The sequence below is a fragment of the Mycobacterium persicum genome (assembly GCF_002086675.1).
Lineage (GTDB): Bacteria > Actinomycetota > Actinomycetes > Mycobacteriales > Mycobacteriaceae > Mycobacterium > Mycobacterium persicum.
This window is the reverse complement of the sequence record NZ_MVIF01000033.1, coordinates 1-18,280: the sequence shown is the minus strand read 5'-3', so window position 1 is coordinate 18,280 and position 18,280 is coordinate 1. Positions and strand designations below refer to the sequence as shown.

General features: G+C 67.1%; 19 protein-coding genes. 7 read left to right on the top strand and 12 right to left on the bottom strand.

All coding sequences use genetic code 11. The features are described 5' to 3' along the window. Positions 1-15 precede the first annotated feature (15 nt). Together thiD and BST40_RS12600 are read left to right on the top strand one after the other, a co-directional pair. On the top strand, positions 16-843 hold the full coding sequence (gene thiD, locus BST40_RS12605) for a bifunctional hydroxymethylpyrimidine kinase/phosphomethylpyrimidine kinase (RefSeq protein ID WP_083154423.1): 828 nt from the start codon (positions 16-18) through the stop codon (positions 841-843). Then, positions 840-1,460, top strand: a complete 621-nt coding sequence (locus tag BST40_RS12600) for an alpha/beta hydrolase family protein (protein ID WP_075546277.1) — start codon at positions 840-842, stop codon at positions 1,458-1,460. The genes thiD and BST40_RS12600 overlap by 4 nt, the downstream gene beginning before the upstream one ends. Positions 1,461-1,490: 30 nt before the next feature. Here BST40_RS12600 and BST40_RS12595 read toward each other — a convergent pair whose 3' ends face one another. The 7 genes from BST40_RS12595 to BST40_RS12565 form a co-directional block, all read right to left on the bottom strand. Next, positions 1,491-3,002 carry an HNH endonuclease signature motif containing protein gene (locus tag BST40_RS12595; RefSeq protein ID WP_083154421.1) on the bottom strand — a complete coding sequence of 504 codons (1,512 nt, stop codon included), beginning with the start codon at positions 3,000-3,002 and terminating at the stop codon, positions 1,491-1,493. Positions 3,003-3,353: 351 nt separating this feature from the next. Further along, entirely contained in the window at positions 3,354-3,824 is a 471-nt protein-coding gene (locus BST40_RS12590) for an Rv1419 family lectin (protein ID WP_075546279.1), read from the bottom strand. A 256-nt stretch (positions 3,825-4,080) separates the two neighbouring features. Continuing rightward, positions 4,081-5,577: a neutral zinc metallopeptidase gene (locus tag BST40_RS12585; RefSeq protein ID WP_075546280.1), complete on the bottom strand. Its 1,497-nt coding sequence runs from the start codon at positions 5,575-5,577 to the stop codon at positions 4,081-4,083. A 188-nt stretch (positions 5,578-5,765) separates the two neighbouring features. Beyond that, the gene (locus BST40_RS12580; RefSeq protein WP_083154419.1) at positions 5,766-7,223 is read right to left on the bottom strand and encodes a M28 family peptidase; all 1,458 of its coding nucleotides are present in this window, start codon (positions 7,221-7,223) and stop codon (positions 5,766-5,768) included. Continuing rightward, positions 7,220-8,716, bottom strand: coding sequence for a M28 family metallopeptidase (locus BST40_RS12575; protein WP_083154418.1), 1,497 nt, complete (start codon positions 8,714-8,716; stop codon positions 7,220-7,222). Before BST40_RS12575 ends, BST40_RS12580 begins: the two co-directional genes overlap by 4 nt. A gap of 116 nt (positions 8,717-8,832) precedes the next feature. Further along, positions 8,833-9,258: a DUF2752 domain-containing protein gene (locus BST40_RS12570; protein ID WP_075546283.1), complete on the bottom strand. Its 426-nt coding sequence runs from the start codon at positions 9,256-9,258 to the stop codon at positions 8,833-8,835. A gap of 9 nt (positions 9,259-9,267) precedes the next feature. Continuing rightward, positions 9,268-9,597: a CD225/dispanin family protein gene (locus BST40_RS12565; protein ID WP_075509523.1), complete on the bottom strand. Its 330-nt coding sequence runs from the start codon at positions 9,595-9,597 to the stop codon at positions 9,268-9,270. Between the two features lie 512 nt (positions 9,598-10,109). On the opposite strand from BST40_RS12565, the gene BST40_RS12560 reads away from it, so the two are divergent. Beyond that, the gene (locus BST40_RS12560; protein WP_083154416.1) at positions 10,110-10,631 is read left to right on the top strand and encodes a serine/threonine protein kinase; all 522 of its coding nucleotides are present in this window, start codon (positions 10,110-10,112) and stop codon (positions 10,629-10,631) included. A 3-nt stretch (positions 10,632-10,634) separates the two neighbouring features. On the opposite strand, the gene BST40_RS12555 is transcribed toward BST40_RS12560, so the two are convergent. Genes BST40_RS12555 through thiO form a run of 4 tightly spaced genes read right to left on the bottom strand, consistent with a single transcriptional unit; the run spans position 10,635 to position 13,384 of the window. Next, the gene (locus BST40_RS12555) at positions 10,635-11,414 is read right to left on the bottom strand and encodes an SGNH/GDSL hydrolase family protein (RefSeq protein ID WP_244174370.1); all 780 of its coding nucleotides are present in this window, start codon (positions 11,412-11,414) and stop codon (positions 10,635-10,637) included. Further along, on the bottom strand, positions 11,411-12,166 hold the full coding sequence (thiG, locus tag BST40_RS12550) for a thiazole synthase (protein WP_075546286.1): 756 nt from the start codon (positions 12,164-12,166) through the stop codon (positions 11,411-11,413). The genes BST40_RS12555 and thiG overlap by 4 nt, the downstream gene beginning before the upstream one ends. Before the next feature lies 1 nt (position 12,167). Next, positions 12,168-12,365 (bottom strand): sulfur carrier protein ThiS, encoded by a 198-nt coding sequence (gene thiS, locus BST40_RS12545; protein ID WP_075546287.1) that lies wholly within the window; start codon positions 12,363-12,365, stop codon positions 12,168-12,170. Next, positions 12,362-13,384, bottom strand: coding sequence for a glycine oxidase ThiO (gene thiO, locus BST40_RS12540; RefSeq protein ID WP_075546288.1), 1,023 nt, complete (start codon positions 13,382-13,384; stop codon positions 12,362-12,364). Before thiO ends, thiS begins: the two co-directional genes overlap by 4 nt. 178 nt (positions 13,385-13,562) lie before the next feature. Here thiO and thiE point away from each other — a divergent pair, with 178 nt between their 5' ends. Then, complete coding sequence (thiE, locus tag BST40_RS12535; RefSeq protein ID WP_089025117.1) at positions 13,563-14,222, top strand: thiamine phosphate synthase; 660 nt, start codon at positions 13,563-13,565, stop codon at positions 14,220-14,222. Here thiE and BST40_RS12530 read toward each other — a convergent pair. Next, complete coding sequence (locus tag BST40_RS12530) at positions 14,194-14,817, bottom strand: NUDIX hydrolase (RefSeq protein ID WP_075546289.1); 624 nt, start codon at positions 14,815-14,817, stop codon at positions 14,194-14,196. The two genes, thiE and BST40_RS12530, sit on opposite strands and share 29 nt — an antisense overlap. A 142-nt stretch (positions 14,818-14,959) precedes the next feature. Here BST40_RS12530 and glnX point away from each other — a divergent pair, with 142 nt between their 5' ends. The 3 genes from glnX to BST40_RS12515 all read left to right on the top strand — a co-directional run. Next, the gene (gene glnX / locus BST40_RS12525; protein ID WP_075546290.1) at positions 14,960-16,279 is read left to right on the top strand and encodes a protein kinase G-activating protein GlnX; all 1,320 of its coding nucleotides are present in this window, start codon (positions 14,960-14,962) and stop codon (positions 16,277-16,279) included. After that, positions 16,279-17,265 (top strand): glutamate ABC transporter substrate-binding protein, encoded by a 987-nt coding sequence (locus tag BST40_RS12520; RefSeq protein WP_075546291.1) that lies wholly within the window; start codon positions 16,279-16,281, stop codon positions 17,263-17,265. Before glnX ends, BST40_RS12520 begins: the two co-directional genes overlap by 1 nt. Next, positions 17,265-18,280 (top strand): serine/threonine protein kinase (locus tag BST40_RS12515; RefSeq protein ID WP_158084013.1); only part of this gene is annotated, 1,016 nt, incomplete at its 3' end. The genes BST40_RS12520 and BST40_RS12515, both read left to right, overlap by 1 nt.

Here is an 18,280-nt window from a genome sequence, read left to right as displayed (position 1 = left end):
CCCTCGTCCGACACAGTGAATTATCTGCCCGTGCCGCCGCCGGGGACGACCCCGCTGCGGGTGCTGACGATCGCCGGGTCGGACTCCGGCGGGGGCGCCGGTATCCAGGCCGATATGCGGGCCATGGCGTTGCTCGGCGTGCATGCGTGCGTCGCCGTCACCGCCGTTACCGTGCAGAACACGTTGGGCGTCAAGAGCTTTCACGAGGTGCCCGCCGATGTTGTCGTCGGCCAGGTCGAGGCCGTGGTCACCGACATCGGTATCCAGGGCGCCAAGACGGGGATGCTGGCGTCGTCGCGCATCATTTCGGCGGTGGCCGCAACGTGGCGCCGGCTCGAGTTGGGCGTCCCGCTCGTCGTCGACCCGGTCTGCGTATCCATGCACGGCAACCCGCTGCTGGCCGCGTCGGACCTGGATTCGCTTCGCGCTGAACTGTTTCCGCTGGCCACGCTGGTGACGCCGAATCTGGACGAGGTGCGCCTGCTGGTGGATATCGACGTGGTGGACGGCGAATCGCAGCGCGCGGCGGCCAAAGCCCTGCATGCCCTGGGTCCGCGCTGGGCGCTGGTCAAGGGCGGGCATCTGCGGTCGTCGGAGCGCAGCTGCGATCTGCTCTACGGTGGGGCCGACTATTACGAGTTCGACGCGGCGCGAGTGAGTACGGGCAACGACCACGGCGGCGGCGACACCCTGGCCGCCGCGGTCGCTTGTGCGCTGGCGCACGGGTTCACCGTGCCCGACGCGGTGGCCTTCGGAAAGCGTTGGGTCACCGAATGTTTGCGCGCCGCCTACCCGCTGGGGGCCGGTCATGGCCCGGTCTCGCCATTGTTTCGGCTGTCATGAACCTCGACCGGATTTCGGGCATCGCGCATGAACCCGACGGCCGCGCGAACGGCATCGCGGTGCTGACTCATGGTGCTGGTGGCAGCCGTGACTCTGTTCTACTGCAACAGCTTTGCGACGAATGGGCACGTCGTGGCTGGCTGGCGGTCCGGTATAACCTGCCCTACCGTCGCCGCCGACCGAAAGGCCCACCGTCGGGCGCGGCAGAATCCGACCGAGTGGGCATCGTCGAAGCGATCGAGTGGTGTCGCGGGCTGGTCGACGGCCCGTTGATTGCGGGTGGACATTCCTACGGAGGCCGGCAGACGTCGATGGTGGTGGCTGCCGGTGGCGCAGCGGTGGACGTCCTGACGCTGTTTTCCTATCCGGTGCACCCGCCCGGCAAACCGGATCGCGCCCGCACCGAGCATCTGCCGAGCATCACCGTGCCCACGGTGTTCACCCACGGCAGCTCCGACCCCTTCGGCACCATCACAGAGCTGCGCGATGCCGCGGCGCTGATCAACGCGCCCACCGAGATCGTCGAGATCACCGGCGCCCGACACGATTTGGGCTCGAAGACCGTCGACGTCGCCGCGCTGGCGGTCGACGCGGCGCTAAGTCTCTTGTCCGGCTGACCGAGTCGCCGGCTTGCGGCCCCGCTAAAGCTAAAAGGGCGGAGGTTCGTCGTCTACGACGACCGGGATGTCCTCCGACTGCTGCTGGGCGGCGACTCGCTCGCGGATCTGGTGGTTTTTTCGCCTTTCGGCGGCGATGTAGCGAGCACGGTTCTGCGCCCGGCTGGTGGCCCGCAGCGGCATCTTCGCAGTACGGTCGCCACAGCGCGCGCTGGCTTGCGAGGCTTGCCGGGGTGCCTCGCCGGTAGGCGCACACAAGCTGGGAAACAGCAGCGTGCTGCCCGGGGTGGTGACGTAGGTATCTCCGGACGGGGAGGTCCAGATCACCGTGCCGTCGGGCAGCTGTTTGTCGCGCCATCCCCAGAAGGTCTTCAGCAAATGATGTTGGCGGCAAAGGCATTTCAAGTTTGAGGCATGGGTGGCACCGCCGTCGCCATAGGGAATGGTGTGGTCGATGTCGGTGTGCATTGCCGGGCGGTCGCAGCCGGGAAACCGGCACGTCAAATCCCGGCAGCGGACAAAATCAGCCAACGTCCGCGACGGGGTGTAGCCGCCCTCGGGAGCCGCATCGATCGGGTGCACGACCGGACGCAGGCGCGCCGACTCGGCCAGCTCGGCGAGCAATTCTGCCGGGATGAGGCCCTCGGCGCCGACCAATGCGCCGGGAGTTGTCGAGGTGCCAGCCACGCTGGCCCGGTCGGCGACCACGTGGATGACCACCGGCCGCGGCGCCGGCGTCGTCCCGGTAGGGCAGGCCGACTGCCCGCAGCGACACACCAGCCGCTCGGCCCCGACCGCCAACGCCCCCAGTGCGTCGGCGCGGCGCTGGGCGCGGGTACGCGGGTCATCAGCGCATACCGCGGCGGCCAACGCATCCAGCCGCGCATCGAGCGCCATTGCATCGCTGGTGACCATCCTGCCGCCGACTTCGGTGAGACCGTTGTCGCTGCCCCAGATCGAGAACTCCCGCTCCGCCTGCCGCTCCCGGGCGCGCCGCACGGCATCACGATCCGCACGCGCAACGACCCGGTCGATATAGGCCGACAGGCGCGAGCGTGTCAACGACGGCCATCGGCTCGCCTTCACGGCAAGCTCGGCGTCCACTGCGGCCATTACCTCGGGATCTTCGATCAGCTCGGTGCGATACACCATCGTCTGGAACATCGCGTAGGTGATGTCGCCGGCCAGTAGCGCCGCGCCGGACTTCGGCAGCCGGTTGCGCATGGCGCGTGAATAGTGCAGATAGCTCGACGCCAACGCCTGGCTGATCCGCAATGCCGCCGCGACCTCCGCACTCACCGCATCCCAGGTATCGGTCCCCCACGACTCGCAGTCGCCAGAAGCCCTCAGTCGCAACACATCCAGCTCGCCGATGGCGGCCAGCCGCTCACCAGCGGACCGGTTTTCCGCCCGCGACGCCGCGCAAAGCCGGTCCACGATGGCGGCAGATGCCGGTGTGGTCGGCGGATGGCACCGCTCGAACATGGCAGTGAACCTCTCGATCACCTCAGGGTGCGAAACGGCGCCGCTGGTATCGAACATACATTCGATTCTATACGGCTCCACTGACATGAGCGCATCGACCGCGATCCGAGCCGGGTCGGCACCGGCCCGCCCGGGTGTGGGGTCAACGACTCGGCCGGAGACACGCGGCACCGAGGGCTTACCTGCTCCGCCCACTGCAGCAAGTCCGCGCACCGAGCCCGGCCCCAGTGACGGCGCTACTGTCGAGGATTGGCGAATCGGCAATGCCCGCAATCACATTCGTGACCATTCGAGATCATCGCCGGTAGGCGCACGACGCCAGGACCGAGCAGCGCAGTCACCGCTGCTGAGTCGCCGGAATACATCGACCGACTACTGCCCTTGCCCGGCCCAGGCCAACAAGCGCAATCACGGAACGCTATCCCACTGCTGTTCGGGTGCATCGGCGTTGCACCAGCGGGTGGAGACCCAAGCCCCGGGACCAGGGCCGCCGAGAACGGCGAGGCAGCCGCCAAGGTCATTGTTGATCTGGCCGTTGGGCTGGATTGTCCAATGCTGGCTGATCCAATTGGTACAGGGATTGAGCTTCGCCCACAGACTCTCCCCCGGTTGTTGCAGGCACTCCCCGGGAAAGGCCACGCTCTCGATCTCTCGGTCACCGTTGACATTCCAGCGCTGGAAGTCCGTGCCATTGCAGGGGTTGATCACCACAGGAGTGAACCAGCTGCCACTCGGGGCGTCCAGACAGAAGTCGCCCAATCGGCTTTTCAACTGGACCGGACCGTCGGCGCTCGCCGTGCCGGCGCACAGCACCGCGACGCCCAACACCGCACCCGCGAGGGCAAGGACACGGGTCCGGCACACACTGGCCGTCAACACGGTTCACGCATCCCGAGTCCATTATCACTTGGCGCAGCTCCACCGACCGCACGGCGCAGCCCGCACCGAAACCGCCGCCGCCGCAGCCAGTTTGCCACGGATAACGAGATCCCCACTTTAGCCTGCGTCAAACCACTTCGCATCTGGTGATGCGTTCCCCGCCGGGACTCCCGCATGGCGGGCGCGCCCGCACCGCCGAGTATCACCGGCCAATCCTGCTCCGGGCAACGGCCTTCCGGGTGATCTAACGAGTGCGCTACAGCGCGTAACGCGAGTAGCAGGCCTCCATATCGCCACCCACCCCGGCGCGGAATGCCGCAATCCGGGTGAACCCGGCCGGCACGCTGATCCCGTCGGCGTCGCTGGCCACCATGTGGTTGGTCAGCAATCCGGAAACGGCTTCGTCGAGATCACCGGCGGTCAGAATGAGTTGCTGACCGGAAGGCAGGTCGATCGGCTCGGCCATTTTCCGGTGCGCAACGCCGGTCAGGCAGGCCGTCCGCAGGGCGGTCCACGGACTCTGCATCGCCAGCCCGCGTTCATGCTGCGCCGCCAGTGCATATCTCGACATCACGATCGACAACGCGGTGTCATCGCCCTGCGGCAACGACTGTTCGTCGGTGCCGGCGACCTTTCCCATGGTCGCCAACGCCGCCAGGTCGACGACGATCGTGTTGCTGGCCGGACAGTACGACGCCGGCGGGCTGGGCTTGGCGTCGCGGCAGCCGGTCGCCTGGTAGGACAGCGTGGGCGGATTCTTGGGCGAAAAGACCTTGCCCATCAGCTCCATCAGCGTCTTCAGGGTGTCTTCGTTGATCGCGACCTCACCGGTCTCCTGGTTCCCGCTGCTGTCGACCCGCAGGCCGGTCGGCAGGTCACCACGGCGCCGCTCGATCTCGGCCTTGTTGATCGCCGCACACGCCTCGGTCCCACTGAGGAAGCCCATCTGGAAGGCGCTGACGCGGTCCAGGGCGGACCCGTGTTCGTCGTCGTTTTCCGCATCCGCGTCCATCACCGGGTCGCGGGTGGTGATGATTCCAGCGAGCACGTGGTCGAGCCCGTCCGCGGTGCTCAACGTGAAGCGCGGCGACTTGCCCGCGGCCACCCAGTACAAATAGACGCCGGCGAAGCAATCCGCTTGTTGCTCACGGACAATGGTGGCGTCGTTGCGGGTCACCAACTTCGCCATCACCTGAAGGGCATGCCCGAACTCGTGTGCTAACACGCCGGTGACGGATATCTCGCCGAAATACTTCTCGGCGACCGGCATGAATACCCCTCGGTCCCAGGCGATGATGTTGCAGCGGGAGGTAAAGAACGCGTTCACCAGCTGGTAGGTCTCGTTGTGGCAGACCATCGGGCTGCTGGGGTCGTTGGAGTCATAAGACACCAGTTTGTCGACGGGTCTGAACGTGCCCTTGAGGGCTTCGCTGTAGACGCCTTTCCAGTAATCCTGGATGTCGTTGACCGACAGCAACGACAACTTGTCGATCGGTCCGTTGTTGGTGTTGATCACCGTGCCGCTCGGAGCGGGCCCGTCGGGACGGGGGCCGCTGGGACCGTTGGTCGCGGGCAGACCTCCGACCCGAAACGGGTCGTTGAGGATCGACAGCCCACGTCCCTCCACCAGGGTGGTACAGCCGGCCACCACCAGCACGGCACCCAGGCCGGCCGCCGCGGCGCGCAGTGATGCGGCCAGCCCGCGTGTGCGTCGCCGCCGCAACTGACGTCTTGCCCCACCGCAGTTATCCATGTAATCGACCCCGATCCCGACTGGCCTGCACCCAAGGGTCCCAGTTTAGATCGGTTGATCGGAAGTCAGTGCGCAAACCAAGCAGCGACGCCGCAAAAAGTCCGGGTGCCGCGTACGGCCCGAGCAGGCCGGTGGCACAACGGTTTAAACTCGCCGGACCTGCCGGACTCCGCCCGGCGCGGCAGCCGCTACGACACCGGCGCGCGATGGCGCTTGTCGTGTGGGGTGACACCGTTGACGCCCGCGATGGACTGCGCATAGCTGCCCACCGCGAACGCCACCGCCGAACCCATCACGGCCAATGCTTCCCCGTTGAGGTTGTCGGCGGTGTCCCGGGCACTCAGATAGTTGGGATCGAATGCGACGCCTGCCTGACCGCCCCAAAGACGGGCCTGCACAGTGGTTTTCGCCTGAGAGGCGCCGGTGGTCAGCCCGCCGATCGGCACCCCGGCGACCAGGAAGGGATGGTAGTCGGCACTGGCGGTCAACGGCATGTCAGCGGGCCGCTTACCCGCCAAGTTCACATAGCCGGCAAGGGTGCGCTCGATGCCGGCCGAACCTTCCGGCACATCGGCCGGTACCACACCGGAACCCGGTGGGCCGGACTGGTCGCCGTCGTCGGTGAAGAATCCCGCGTTGGGCGAGCCAAGCATGTCGAAATTCAGGTACATCGCGAGGTTGTTGAGCTGTTCGCCATTCAGACCGAAGACGTAGTCCATCGCACCGGTGAGCCCGGCGCCCCAGAAGGCGAACCGCACCGCATTGTTGACCGGCGGCAGCGGCCCCAACTGCAGCGCCGTTTCCAGCACCGCGGCCACCCCGGACCCGCCGTCGTTGATGCCCGGTCCTCCGGCTGGGCTGTCGAGATGCGAGCCGAGCATGATCACCTCATTCGGCGTCCCGGTTTTGGTCTGCGCCAGCACATTCCGCGAGGTGATCTTGACGTTCTCGGTGTCCAGCACCAGCCGCACCGGGGCGGTTGCGCGTCCCAGGGCAGCGGCGACGTTGGCGTCGACCACCGCGACGGGCACGGTGAGCTGGTTGTAATAGCCAGGGCTGAAGAGGGTCGGTGGGCTTCCCTGTCTCGTGGGCTCACTCACCACAATCAACCCGATAGCACCCTTGGCGAGCGCGCTGTTCTGCTTGTCGACGACCGAACAGCGGGTATCGTCCACCACCGCGATCGCGCTCTTGGGCAGCACGGACGGGTAGTCGCCGACGGCGCAACCGGCCGGTTGGGTGGGCCGTACCGGCTGGCCGGTCAGGCCACCGGGTGGCGTCCGAACCAGCAGCGAGGCCTGGTCGACGGGATAACTGCGGCCGGCGACCGTCAGCGCCGGTTTACCCTGCGACGCGGTGTACACTCGCTCGAACTGCGGGGTCGATACCTCAAACCCCTTGGTGCGCAGCGCATTCGCCACATAGTCAACGCTGGCGTCGTAGCCACGCGTACCCGTCGCCCGGTTGCCGTTGTTGGCGTTGGCGATGGCCTGCAGTGCACGTAGGTGGGTGAACATCCCGTCGGCGGTGACCTTGCCGGCCAACATGCGACCCAGGTCAGGCGCCGCGGCCGGCGGCGGCTTGGGCGCCGAGCACGCGGCCAGCAGGCAGGCCAGCAGCAGAGTCGCTATCGGGCCCCGGATCATGGCTTGACGAGCACGTGACGGGTGCGATCCTCTATCGGGGGAACACCGTTACGGCCGGTCAGGTCCTGCGCATACAGGCCCACGGCGTAGGCGACACCGGCGCCCTGGATGCCCAGCGCCGTGCGGTCGATGTGCTCTAGGGTGTCACCCTTTTGGTGATAGTTGGGATCGAAAGGCTCGTTTGCGGTGCCGCCCCACAGCTTTGCCTGCTCGTCGGTCTTCTTGGCCTCCGCACCGGCGAACAGCCCGCCGGACGGGATCCCCGCCAAGGTGAATCCGTCATAGTCGGAACGACCGTCGAATGCCGTGTCCTGCGCGGTCTTGCCGGCCAACTTCAAATACCCGACCAACAGCCGCTCGATCCCGGCCGAGCCTTCCGGCACCACCGGCTGGCCACGGCTGTCCAGCGGCAGCGACAGGTCTCCGTCATAGGTGAAGTAGCCCGGATTGGGGGAAGCCAGCATGTCGAAGTTCAGATAGAGGGCGATGTTCTTCAGCGCGTCGAGATTGAGCGACTCTACATAGTTGCGGGAACCGATCAGCCCCAGCTCCTCGGCGCCCCAGAATCCGAACCGCACCGCGTTGTGCACCTGTGGCGAGTTACCCAGTTGCACTGCGGTTTCCAGGACCGCGGCCACTCCGGAGCCATTGTCGTTGATACCGGGACCCTCGGCCACGCTGTCCAAATGGGCGCCGGCCATCACCACATCGGTGGTGGACCCGGTTTTGGTCTGCGCGATGACGTTGCGCGCCTTGAAACTCTGGGTGCTCGCCGCGAGTTTGACGGTTGTCGGCCCGGACTTCGCGCGCAGCTGCATGCCCACCGACTTGGTGACACCGACGACCGGGATCTTGACGTCGGTGTTGACCCCCAGAGTGCCGCCCATCGACTGCTCGTCGACGTTGTCGACGATGATCAGCGCCGCGACGCCCTGCTGGGCGGCGACGTCTTCTTTCTGGGCGAACTCGCAGCTGCCACGGTCCACCAGCGCGACCGCACCCCGTGCCGGCAGTTTGTCGTAGTCGGCGGCGGTGCAGCCCGGGCTGTCGTCGGTGGGAACCGACAGCAACGGTCCGCTTACTCCGTCCGGGGCGGTGCCGAGGCTGTATTCCAGCGCACGTGCCTCCACGGTCACGCCACCGACGGTCACCGACCCCTTCTCGGCGTGGAACACCCGGGCCGAAAACTCGGGTGTCTGCACGTCAAAACCGCTGTTGCGCAAGGTGTTGACGACGTAGTCGACGCTGGCCTCATAGCCCGGGGTGCCCACCGCCCGGGTGCCGTTGTTGGCGTTGGCGATGTCCTGCAGTTTGGCAAGATGCGTCACCATCGCTTCGGTATGCACCCGGTTGTGCAACGCGTCGGCGAACTCGGCCGCGGCCGGATTGCCGGTAAAGGCCTGGGGACAGCCCGACGAATGAACACAACCGACCACCAGCAGGGCAATGACCACCACCACGGACATTGCCGGGGTCCTTGATTTGTTCGCCATCGCGCCCAGATTAGACCGCGGTCCAGCCGCGGCGCCGCTTGACACCCATCCGGCGGGCGATCGATCCGGCCTTAGTGAATGCGGGTGAGCCCAGACGAACTCAGACAGGCACGGCCTCAGACGAACAAAGCGCTGAACGGCGCAACTGGGATGTTGCGCACCACGAACCAGGCCAGCACCAGCGACAACGTCACCAGGGCCGACCAGCGACTGCGCTGCCAGCCGCGTATTCGCCGACCCACCAGCCGACCATACGTCCACGCCAGGTAGGCCCACACCAAGAGCACCACCGCCGCCAGGCCGAGAGCGTTGAATCTGGCGGCGGCCAACAGATTGCCGTGCAGCAGGCTGTACAGCATTCGCAGGCTGCCACAGCCCGGGCAATCGATTCCCAGCAATGCCTTGGTGGGGCATACCGGAAGCGGACCGTTCGGCGTCGTCGGGTCACCCACCCAGATAACGGCGCACACCGACATGGTGGCCGCGGCCACCAGCAGTGGCGCACCCAACCGCAACGGCACCGACCCTTGGTGGGTCACCATGTACTCGCCTTAGAACATCCCCACGAGCATGGCCGCGCTCGACGTCCCGGCGTTCAGCGCACCGACCGCCATCAAGATGCCGTAGATGACGATCACGATTACGCCGGCGATGGCCGACCACATCACGAACTTCTTGGCGCTGTCGGCGGCCGCCTGGGCCTCCGCATAGCGCCCCTGTGCCCACAGCCCACTGACCTGGGTGGACTTGACGATCGCAACGATCCCAAGCGGAAGACAGCAGAACAACGTCACCAGAATGGACCACACCAAGTAGTTGTCAGGTTGTTGCCCGGCAGGCGGCTGCTGCGGCGGGTAACCAGGCGGTGGTGGTTGTGTCATGAAAACTCCAGATCACGAGAAGTTAGCTGGCCTAAAGCGGTGCCTACCATACCCGAGAGCCGCCCTGACGGCACCACCTAATGGGAAAAATCCGCGGGGCGGCGGGCAGTCGCTGAACCACATCGGTGCCGCAATGCGGCGCACTTGTCCGAATCGGCTCGACCCGGATTCCCCCGGGGGCAATCGTTTACCGCTGCCACCAGGGTCGGCAGGAGCCAGAAGCCGTGGTGGGACTCGGGTGAAAGATGTTGTCTTACTGATGATTTCACCAACCGTCGGCACCAGCGCGCAGCCGTGTTGGCACCTTGACCAACGTCCGCCGCACACCGAAATTAATGTCACGACAGACAATTTCCCACAGAATATGTGTAGGCGCAGACATGCCCTATAACGGCCCTATAACGGTCCGCCCATACCGATCGGCAAAGCCCTGTTTTCCGACCATCGACACCAATACACTCACCGATGTCAACGCAGCCGCATCGTCGGTCCGACACACCAAGGAGTCAAGGATGTCTCACTTCACCACCGCGCTGCGAGCCGCGACGGCTGCAGCACTCATGGGTAGCCTCGCCTGCCTGGGTAGTGCGACCGCGAATGCGGACCCTACCGGCACTGCGTCCGACGTCAACACGCTCGCCGGTTCGGTGTCGAAGGGTTACGGACTGAACAACTGCACGCCCCAGACGATCACCAGTGGCGAACTCGCCGCGCTTTCCTGCGGGCAGAACCCCGACGCCGCGGGACCCGCCCTGGCCAAGTACATCCTCTTCGCCACCCCCGACGACATGAACGGATCATTCAAGGCCAGCATCAAGGACGAAACCCTCACCGCGTGCGGGGACAGCGGCCAGTCGCCGACCACCTGGCGCCAGGGCAGCGCGGGCGCCACGGCCGGACAGGTGGCCTGCGGCACCTACCAGGGTGCCGCCGAGATCATCTGGACCACCGACGCCAAGAACGTGCTCAGCTACATCCGTGCCGGCAATTCGGATGTCCCCGCGCTGTACCAGTGGTGGCGGACCAACGGCTGACGCTTACAGTTGGGCCGCAACCAGTTTCGCGACCGCGCGCATCCCGGCGGCATTGGGGTGCAGCGGCGCCGGCCGCGCCGGTAGCGGCACCCTCAACCGCGCGGGCTTTTCCGTCCACGGCTCGGGCGACCATGCGTGGTGGTCGCGGCTGGCTGCCGCGGCGCGCACGACCTCACAGCCGGTGAGCGCGGCGGCGTCGGCGGTAAGTCGTTCCAGCGTTGCCGCGACGTGGCGGCCGAGCTCGCTGTCCGCCGCGGACAGTGGCGCAGCCGCGATCCCAGCCGGGGGCAACACCGTGAGGTAGTCGACGAACAGTACCCGCGCCCGCGGCGCCCGCCGCCGTAACGAACGACCGACCTCGCACAGCGAATCGAATACCTGGCCCAGGGCCTGATCGCGGTTGTTACTGTCGCGCAGTTCGGCTATCCGCGCGCCGAGCAGCGGCAGGCGCCGCGCCGGTCGCGGCAATGCCGCGGCCATCAGCAGCGGAATGTAGCCGACGTCGTTGCCGCCGATGGTGACCGTGACCAACGACTCCGAGCCGTCCAGCGCGGTTATCTGCGGTGGCGCGCCGTGCTGGTGATCGGCGAGCACATTGGCGGTGGTGGCGCCGGAGTAGGTGACGTCCACCAACTCCAGGTGTTGTTGTTCGGCGACCAGGTGCGGGTAGTTGCGGGCCGATCGGCCGGATCGCCACGGCGCGCCGGCCGCGCGCGGCCCGATACCCGGACCGGCTGCCATCGAACTGCCAAGCGCCACGTAGCGTTTGGTGCGAGTGGTCATAGCTCGGGGCTGGAGGCCTGTGCCCAAAAGCGTTTCGGGATCCTGCCGGCACGGCGCGCCAGATGGCCGGCGGTGACGGCCGCGGCCATCGCGGCGGCCATCGCCGGGGGATCTGCGGCCCGGGTCACCGCGGTGGCCAACAACACCGCGTCACAACCCAATTCCATTGCCAGCGCCGCGTCGCTGGCGGTGCCGATGCCCGCGTCGAGGACCACCGGAACTCCGGCCTGCGCTACGATCATCTCGATATTGTGCGGGTTGGTGATGCCGAGGCCGGTGCCGATCGGTGAGCCCAGCGGCATCACCGCCGCGCAACCGGCGTCCTCGAGGCGGCGGGCCAGCACCGGGTCGTCATTGGTGTACGGCAGCACCACAAACCCGTCGTCGACCAATTGCTCCGCGGCCCTGACCAATTCGATAGCGTCCGGCAGCAGGGTGCGCTCGTCGGCGATCACCTCCAGCTTGACCCAGTTGGTGTCCAGCGCCTCGCGGGCCAGCTGCGCGGTCAGCACCGCCTCGGCGGCACTGCGGCACCCGGCGGTGTTGGGCAGCGGCGTGATACCCAGCCGGTTGAGCAGGTCGAGCAGACCGGTTCCGCCCTCGGCGTCGACCCGGCGGATCGCCACGGTGGTCAGCTCGGTACCCGAGGCGACCAACGCCTCTTCCAGCACCGCCAGATTCGACGCTCCCCCGGTACCCATGATCAGCCGCGACGCGAAACTGCGGTCGCCGATCGTCAGTTTGTCACCCACGTCAACCACCCTGCACCGCCGTCACCACCTCGAGCCGATCACCTTCGGAAAGCATTGTCGCCCAGTCAGATCGAGGAAGCACCGCGCAGTCTAGGGCCACCGCAACGCCGCGGTCCGGGAAACCCAGCGACTGCAGCAGCGCGGCAACGGTGGTCTGCTCGTCGACCTCCACCTGCTGCTCGTTGACGACGACGATCATGCGCTCGCTCCGACCGCAGCGAGTTCGGACATGATCTGCTCGGCCGTCCACGGCGCCAACAGGAATCCCGACCGGCCATGGCCCGCGGCGACCAGGGTCCGCGCGTCCAGGCGTTGCACGATCGGCAGGTTGTCGGGCGTCATCGGCCGCAGTCCCGCCGAGCACTCGGCCAATTCGTACTCACCCAGGGCCGGCAGCACCGCGCACGCGTCGTCCAGCAGGTCACGCACGCCCGACACCACCGGCGCGGTGTCGCGGCCGTGTTCATACTGGGTGGCGCCCACCACCACCCCGTCCGCGCGCGGCACCAGATACACCTGACGACCATGGACCCGTGCGCGAATCACTCTGTGCGGCAACGTCATACAGCCTTTACGCCAGCGCAGCCGTAACACCTCGCCCTTCACCGGGCGCACCGGCAGGCCGGGCCACAACGCGGGAGCGTCGATGCCGTTGGCGATCACCACCGCGTCACCCTCCGCGTCGGACAACCCGGTCACCGGAGCAGCCCAGGCGACGCCGAGTCGCTCACAGTCCACGGTCAGCGCGTCGAGCACTGCGCGGTTGTCCACCGCCAATTCGGTGGGCGCGCGAAAGCCGTGCCGGATGCCTTGTGCCAGCAGGGGTTCGACGTCGCGGACGGCCGACTCCCACACCACCGGGTGTCCTTGCCGCGACAACCAGTCGGCAACGGTATGCAGGTCGGCGACGTCGGCCCGGTCGACGGCCACCACCAGCGACTCGCGGGCGGTGACCACGTCTGACGGCAGCCCGTCCAGGAAACCGCCGTGGTGCCACAGCCGCAGCGACTCCAGCCCGAGCCGCAACAACCGTTCCTCACCGGGCCAGGCTTCGCTGTGCGGGGCGATCATGCCGCCGGCGACCCATGACGCGCCGGGATCGGCGCTGCGATGCACCCGCACCGACCATCCGGCCCGGGCCGCCCGGCGCGCCACCGACAACCCGATGACGCCGCCGCCGATGACGGCCAACGACCCCGCGGGTGTGGGTGCTGACATCCTTGCTCCCTTCGCCGGCATGACCCGGATCAGGTGTGACGGTCAGGACAGGTCCAAGGTGCCCACTCTCAGTCCCGCTCATTACCCGGGACTCCCGTGCCTAACAGGGGTTCTTCTGGGTTCCAAACTAGCGCGCTAGCGTCGCAGTGTGCAGTCCCGTCTGGCTCGTCTGGCTCGTCTGGCTCGTCTAGCCGAGGCGAGGCTCTATTTGTGTACCGACGCCCGTCGGGAGCGCGGCGATCTGGCCGAGTTCGCCGACGCCGCGCTGGCCGGCGGCGTGGACATCATCCAGCTGCGCGACAAGGGCTCGGCCGCCGAACAGCGGTTCGGCCCGTTAGAGGCGCTCGACGAGCTGGCCGCCTGCGAAATCCTCGCCGACGCGGCCCGCCGGCACGGCGCCCTGTTCGCGGTCAACGATCGGGCTGACATCGCCGTGGCCGCCGGCGCCGACGTGCTGCACCTGGGTCAGCGCGACCTGCCGTCGAGCATCGCGCGAGAGATCGTCGGGCCCGACGTGCTGATCGGCAGGTCCACCCACGACCGCGACCAGGTTGCCGCGGCCGCCGTCGGGGATGCCGACTACTTTTGCGTCGGACCGTGCTGGCCCACTCCGACCAAGCCGGGGCGCCCGGCGCCGGGGCTGGACCTGGTGCGGGCCGCCGCCGCAATCGGTGGCGACAAACCGTGGTTCGCGATCGGCGGTATCGACGCGCCGCGGCTGCCCGACGTCGTGGCCGCCGGTGGCCGCCGGATCGTGGTGGTGCGGGCCATCACGGCGGCCGACAACCCGAAGGCGGCCGCCGAACAGCTCAGGTCAGCGCTTCCAGCAACGAGCTGACCCGAGGGCTCAGCTGCGACGGCGCCAGGTCCGCGTCGCCCGGCAGGCACCACACGAACACCCCGTCCTCGATTTCCACCGTGCACGGCAGCCGTCGCCGGCGTTCGTCGCCCCGGCGCAGCGGCACGGTGACCGGGGCGGTGCGCAGCAGCTGCCAGCTGGCGGCGAATCCGGGATGCAGCGGCAGCTCGGTCACATCGTCCTCGGCAACCCAGCGCAGCTCGGCGCTTTCCCGGTTGGGCACGGTGGGCAGCAACTCGTCGGTGTCGGCGACGACCGTCGTATAGGTCCAGGCCGTGCCGCGTGGGTTGGCCGTCACCAGCACCGCCCGCACGGTAAGGCGCTCGGCGGCCAGGCCCGCCTCTTCCCGCGCTTCACGGACCGCGGTCTGCTCCGGAGTCTCATGGCTGTCCCGGGCGCCGCCCGGCAGGCCCCAGGTGCCGCCCTGATGGCTCCACACCGCCCGGTGCTGCAGCAGCACCGCGGGGCTGCCGTCAGGTAACGGGGCCCTAAGTAGCAGCCCGGCCGAGCCGAATCGGCCCCAGAAGTGGGCGCCGTTGTCGGATACCACCCATCCGTCCCCGTCGCCCTGCACCAACTCAGGATATGCACGCGATTAGGGTAATTAGGTCTGCCTCCCCACATCTGTCGGCGCATTCTCTTAGAATTCGCTTATCCGGGTTGGTGACTTCGCCGAACAAGCCGAATAGATATCGAAAGCCGAGGTCGGAGCAGACGTGACGGTTGAGCTGGCGCACCCGTCGACCGAGCCGCTGGGATCGCGGTCGCCCGCTGAACCGGCCCATCCGCGCTGGTGGTTCGTCTCGACGACACCCGGGCGGATCCTGACCATCGGCATCGTGCTGGCAGCTCTGGGCGTGTCCAGCGCGTTCGCCACGTCGACGACGATCAACCACCGTCAGCAGGTGCTGACCACCGTGCTGGAACATACCGAGCCGCTGTCGTTTGCGGCCGGACGGCTCTACACCACGCTGTCGGTGGCCGACGCCGCGGCAGCCACCGCATTCATCGCCCAGGCCGAACCCCGCGCTGTCCGGCTGCGCTACGAGCAGGCCATCACCGACGCGGCGGTGGCGGTAACCCGCGCGTCGAGCGGGCTCACCGATGAGTCGTTGGTGCAATTGCTGGGCCGGATCAACGCCGAACTGGCGGTCTACACCGGCCTCATCGAGATCGCACGCACCAACAACCGGGCGGGTAACCCGGTCGGGTCGTCGTACCTGTCGGAGGCATCGGGGCTGATGCAGTCGACGATCCTGCCCGACGCGCAACAGCTGTACCAGGCGACGTCGGAACGGGTCGACACGGAAACCACCGCATCCACCCAGATCCCGGCGCCGGTGATCCTGGTCGTCACCACCACGGTGGTCTTCGGCGCCTTCTCGCATCGCTGGCTGGCCCGGCGCACCCGCAGACGGATCAATCCCGGTCTTGTCGTCGGTGCGCTCGGTATCCTTGTGATGGTGGTGTGGGTCGGAACCGCATTGACAATCTCTACGGCCGCCAGCCGTAGCGCCAAAGACACGGCGGCGGAGTCGCTCAAGACCGTTACCAACCTGGCGATCACCGCCCAGCAGGCGCGAGCCGACGAGACGCTGTCGCTGATCCGGCGCGGCGACGAGGAAATCCGCAAGCAGTCGTTCTACCAGCGCATCGAGGCCATGCATCACCAGCTCGACGCCTACATGGCTCGCCGCGACGCCGTCGACAAACCGGATCTGCAGGGCGCCGATCAGCTGCTGGTCCGCTGGCAGCAGGCCAACGACCGGATCAACTCCTACATCTCGGTCGGCAACTATCGCGCCGCCATCCAGGTTGCGTTGGGCAAGGGCGAGGACGACGCCACGCCCGCGTTCGACAAGCTCGACGAAGCCTTGACCAAAGCAATGGAGCAAAGCCGTAACCGGCTGCGCAACGACGTCCTCAATGCGCGTCGCGGACTGGCCGGCGCCCAGGTGGGCGGGGTGGTGCTCAGTGTGGGCGCAGCCGTCGCCGTCGCACTCGGACTGTGGCCCAGGCTGAAAGAATATCGGTGATGAAGGGCCTGCCCAGTTTCTCGAGGGCAGCATCGCCTGTCGCGCTCCTGGCCGCCGCGGTCCTGCTCGCCGGTTGCGGCCACTCCGAATCGCTGAAAGTGGAGACGACGCCGACGCTCCCGTATCCCACGCCGGTCGGGATGGAGGTGATGCCGCCCGAGCCGCCGCTACCGCCGGACGCGGCGAGCCAGGACTGCAACCCGACCGCCAGCTTGCGCCCGTTTCGCACCAAAGCCGAGGCCGATGCCGCGGTGGCCAATATCCACGAGCGGGGCCGGTTGATCGTCGGGCTCGACATCGGCAGCAACCTGTTCAGCTTCCGCGACCCGATCACCGGGGACATCACCGGATTTGACGTCGACATCGCCGGGGAGGTGGCGCGTGACATCTTCGGCAGCCCGTCACACGTCGAGTACCGGATCTTGTCGGCCGCGGAGCGCATCACCGCGTTGCAGACTTCCCAGGTCGACGTCGTCGTCAAGACCATGACCATCACCTGTGAGCGACGCAAGCTGGTGAACTTTTCCACCGTCTACCTGGATGCCAACCAGCGCATCCTGGCCCCCCGTGACTCGTCCATCGCGAAGGTGTCGGACCTGTCCGGCAAGCGGGTCTGTGTGGCCAGGGGCACCACGTCGTTGCGCCGTATTCGCGAGATCGCGCCGCCGCCGGTCATCGTGTCGGTGGTGAACTGGGCCGACTGCCTGGTGGCGATGCAGCAGCGGCAGATCGATGCCGTCAGCACCGACGACTCGATTCTGGCCGGGCTGGTGGAAGAAGACCCTTATCTGCACATCGTCGGGCCCGACATGGCCAACCAGCCCTATGGCATCGGGATCAATCTGGACAACACCGGGCTGGTCCGGTTCGTCAACGGGACACTCGAACGGATCCGCACCGACGGCACTTGGAACACGTTGTACCGCAAGTGGTTATCGGTCCTCGGTCCGGCACCGGTGCCACCCCAGCCGAGGTATCTGGATTGATGTCGCCGAAGCCCGCGCACCACGACTCAGCCACCGGCGATCAGGAAGGCCGGCAAGATCTGGCTCCCGGTACGCAGTCGGTCGACGTGCAGACCGGCGCAGCCGCCGGCAGCCGGCCCCCGGCGACTCAGGCGATTTTCCGTCCCGATTTCGACGATGACGACGACGACGACTTGTCCATCTCGCTGCGCGCCATGGACACCCAGCCGCAGGAGCGAATGTCGGCTGCGACGCGGGCACTGCCGCCGGTCAGGAAGCTCGGCGGCGGCCTGGTGGAGATTCCGCGGGTACCGGATATCGATCCGCTCAAGGCCCTGATGACCGACCCGGTGGTTCCCGAGTCGAAGCGGTTCTGCTGGAACTGTGGACGCCCGGTCGGTCGCAGCGGCGCGGAGGGCACGGGCGCCTCGGAGGGCTGGTGCCCGTACTGCGGCAGTCCGTACTCGTTTTTGCCGCAACTGAGCCCAGGCGACATCATCGCTGGTCAGTACGAGGTCAAGGGCTGCATCGCGCACGGTGGAATGGGCTGGGTGTATCTGGCCCTCGACCACAATGTCAACGACCGTCCGGTGGTGCTCAAAGGCCTGGTGCACTCCGGGGACGCCGAGGCGCAGGCGATCGCGATGGCGGAACGGAAGTTCCTCGCCGAAGTGGTGCACCCGTCGATCGTGCAGATCTTCAACTTCGTCGAGCACACCGACCGGCAGGGGGATCCGGTCGGCTACATCGTCATGGAGTACATCGGCGGGCAGTCGCTGCGGCGCGGCCGCGGCGAAAAACTGCCGGTCGCCGAGGCGATCGCCTACATCCTGGAAATCCTGCCGGCACTGAGTTATCTGCATTCGATCGGCCTGGTCTACAACGACTTGAAGCCGGAAAACATCATGCTCACCGAGGAGCAGCTCAAGCTGATCGATCTGGGTGCGGTGTCGCGGATCAACTCGTTCGGATATCTCTACGGCACTCCCGGCTTCCAGGCGCCCGAGATCGTGCGGACCGGTCCGACCGTGGCCAC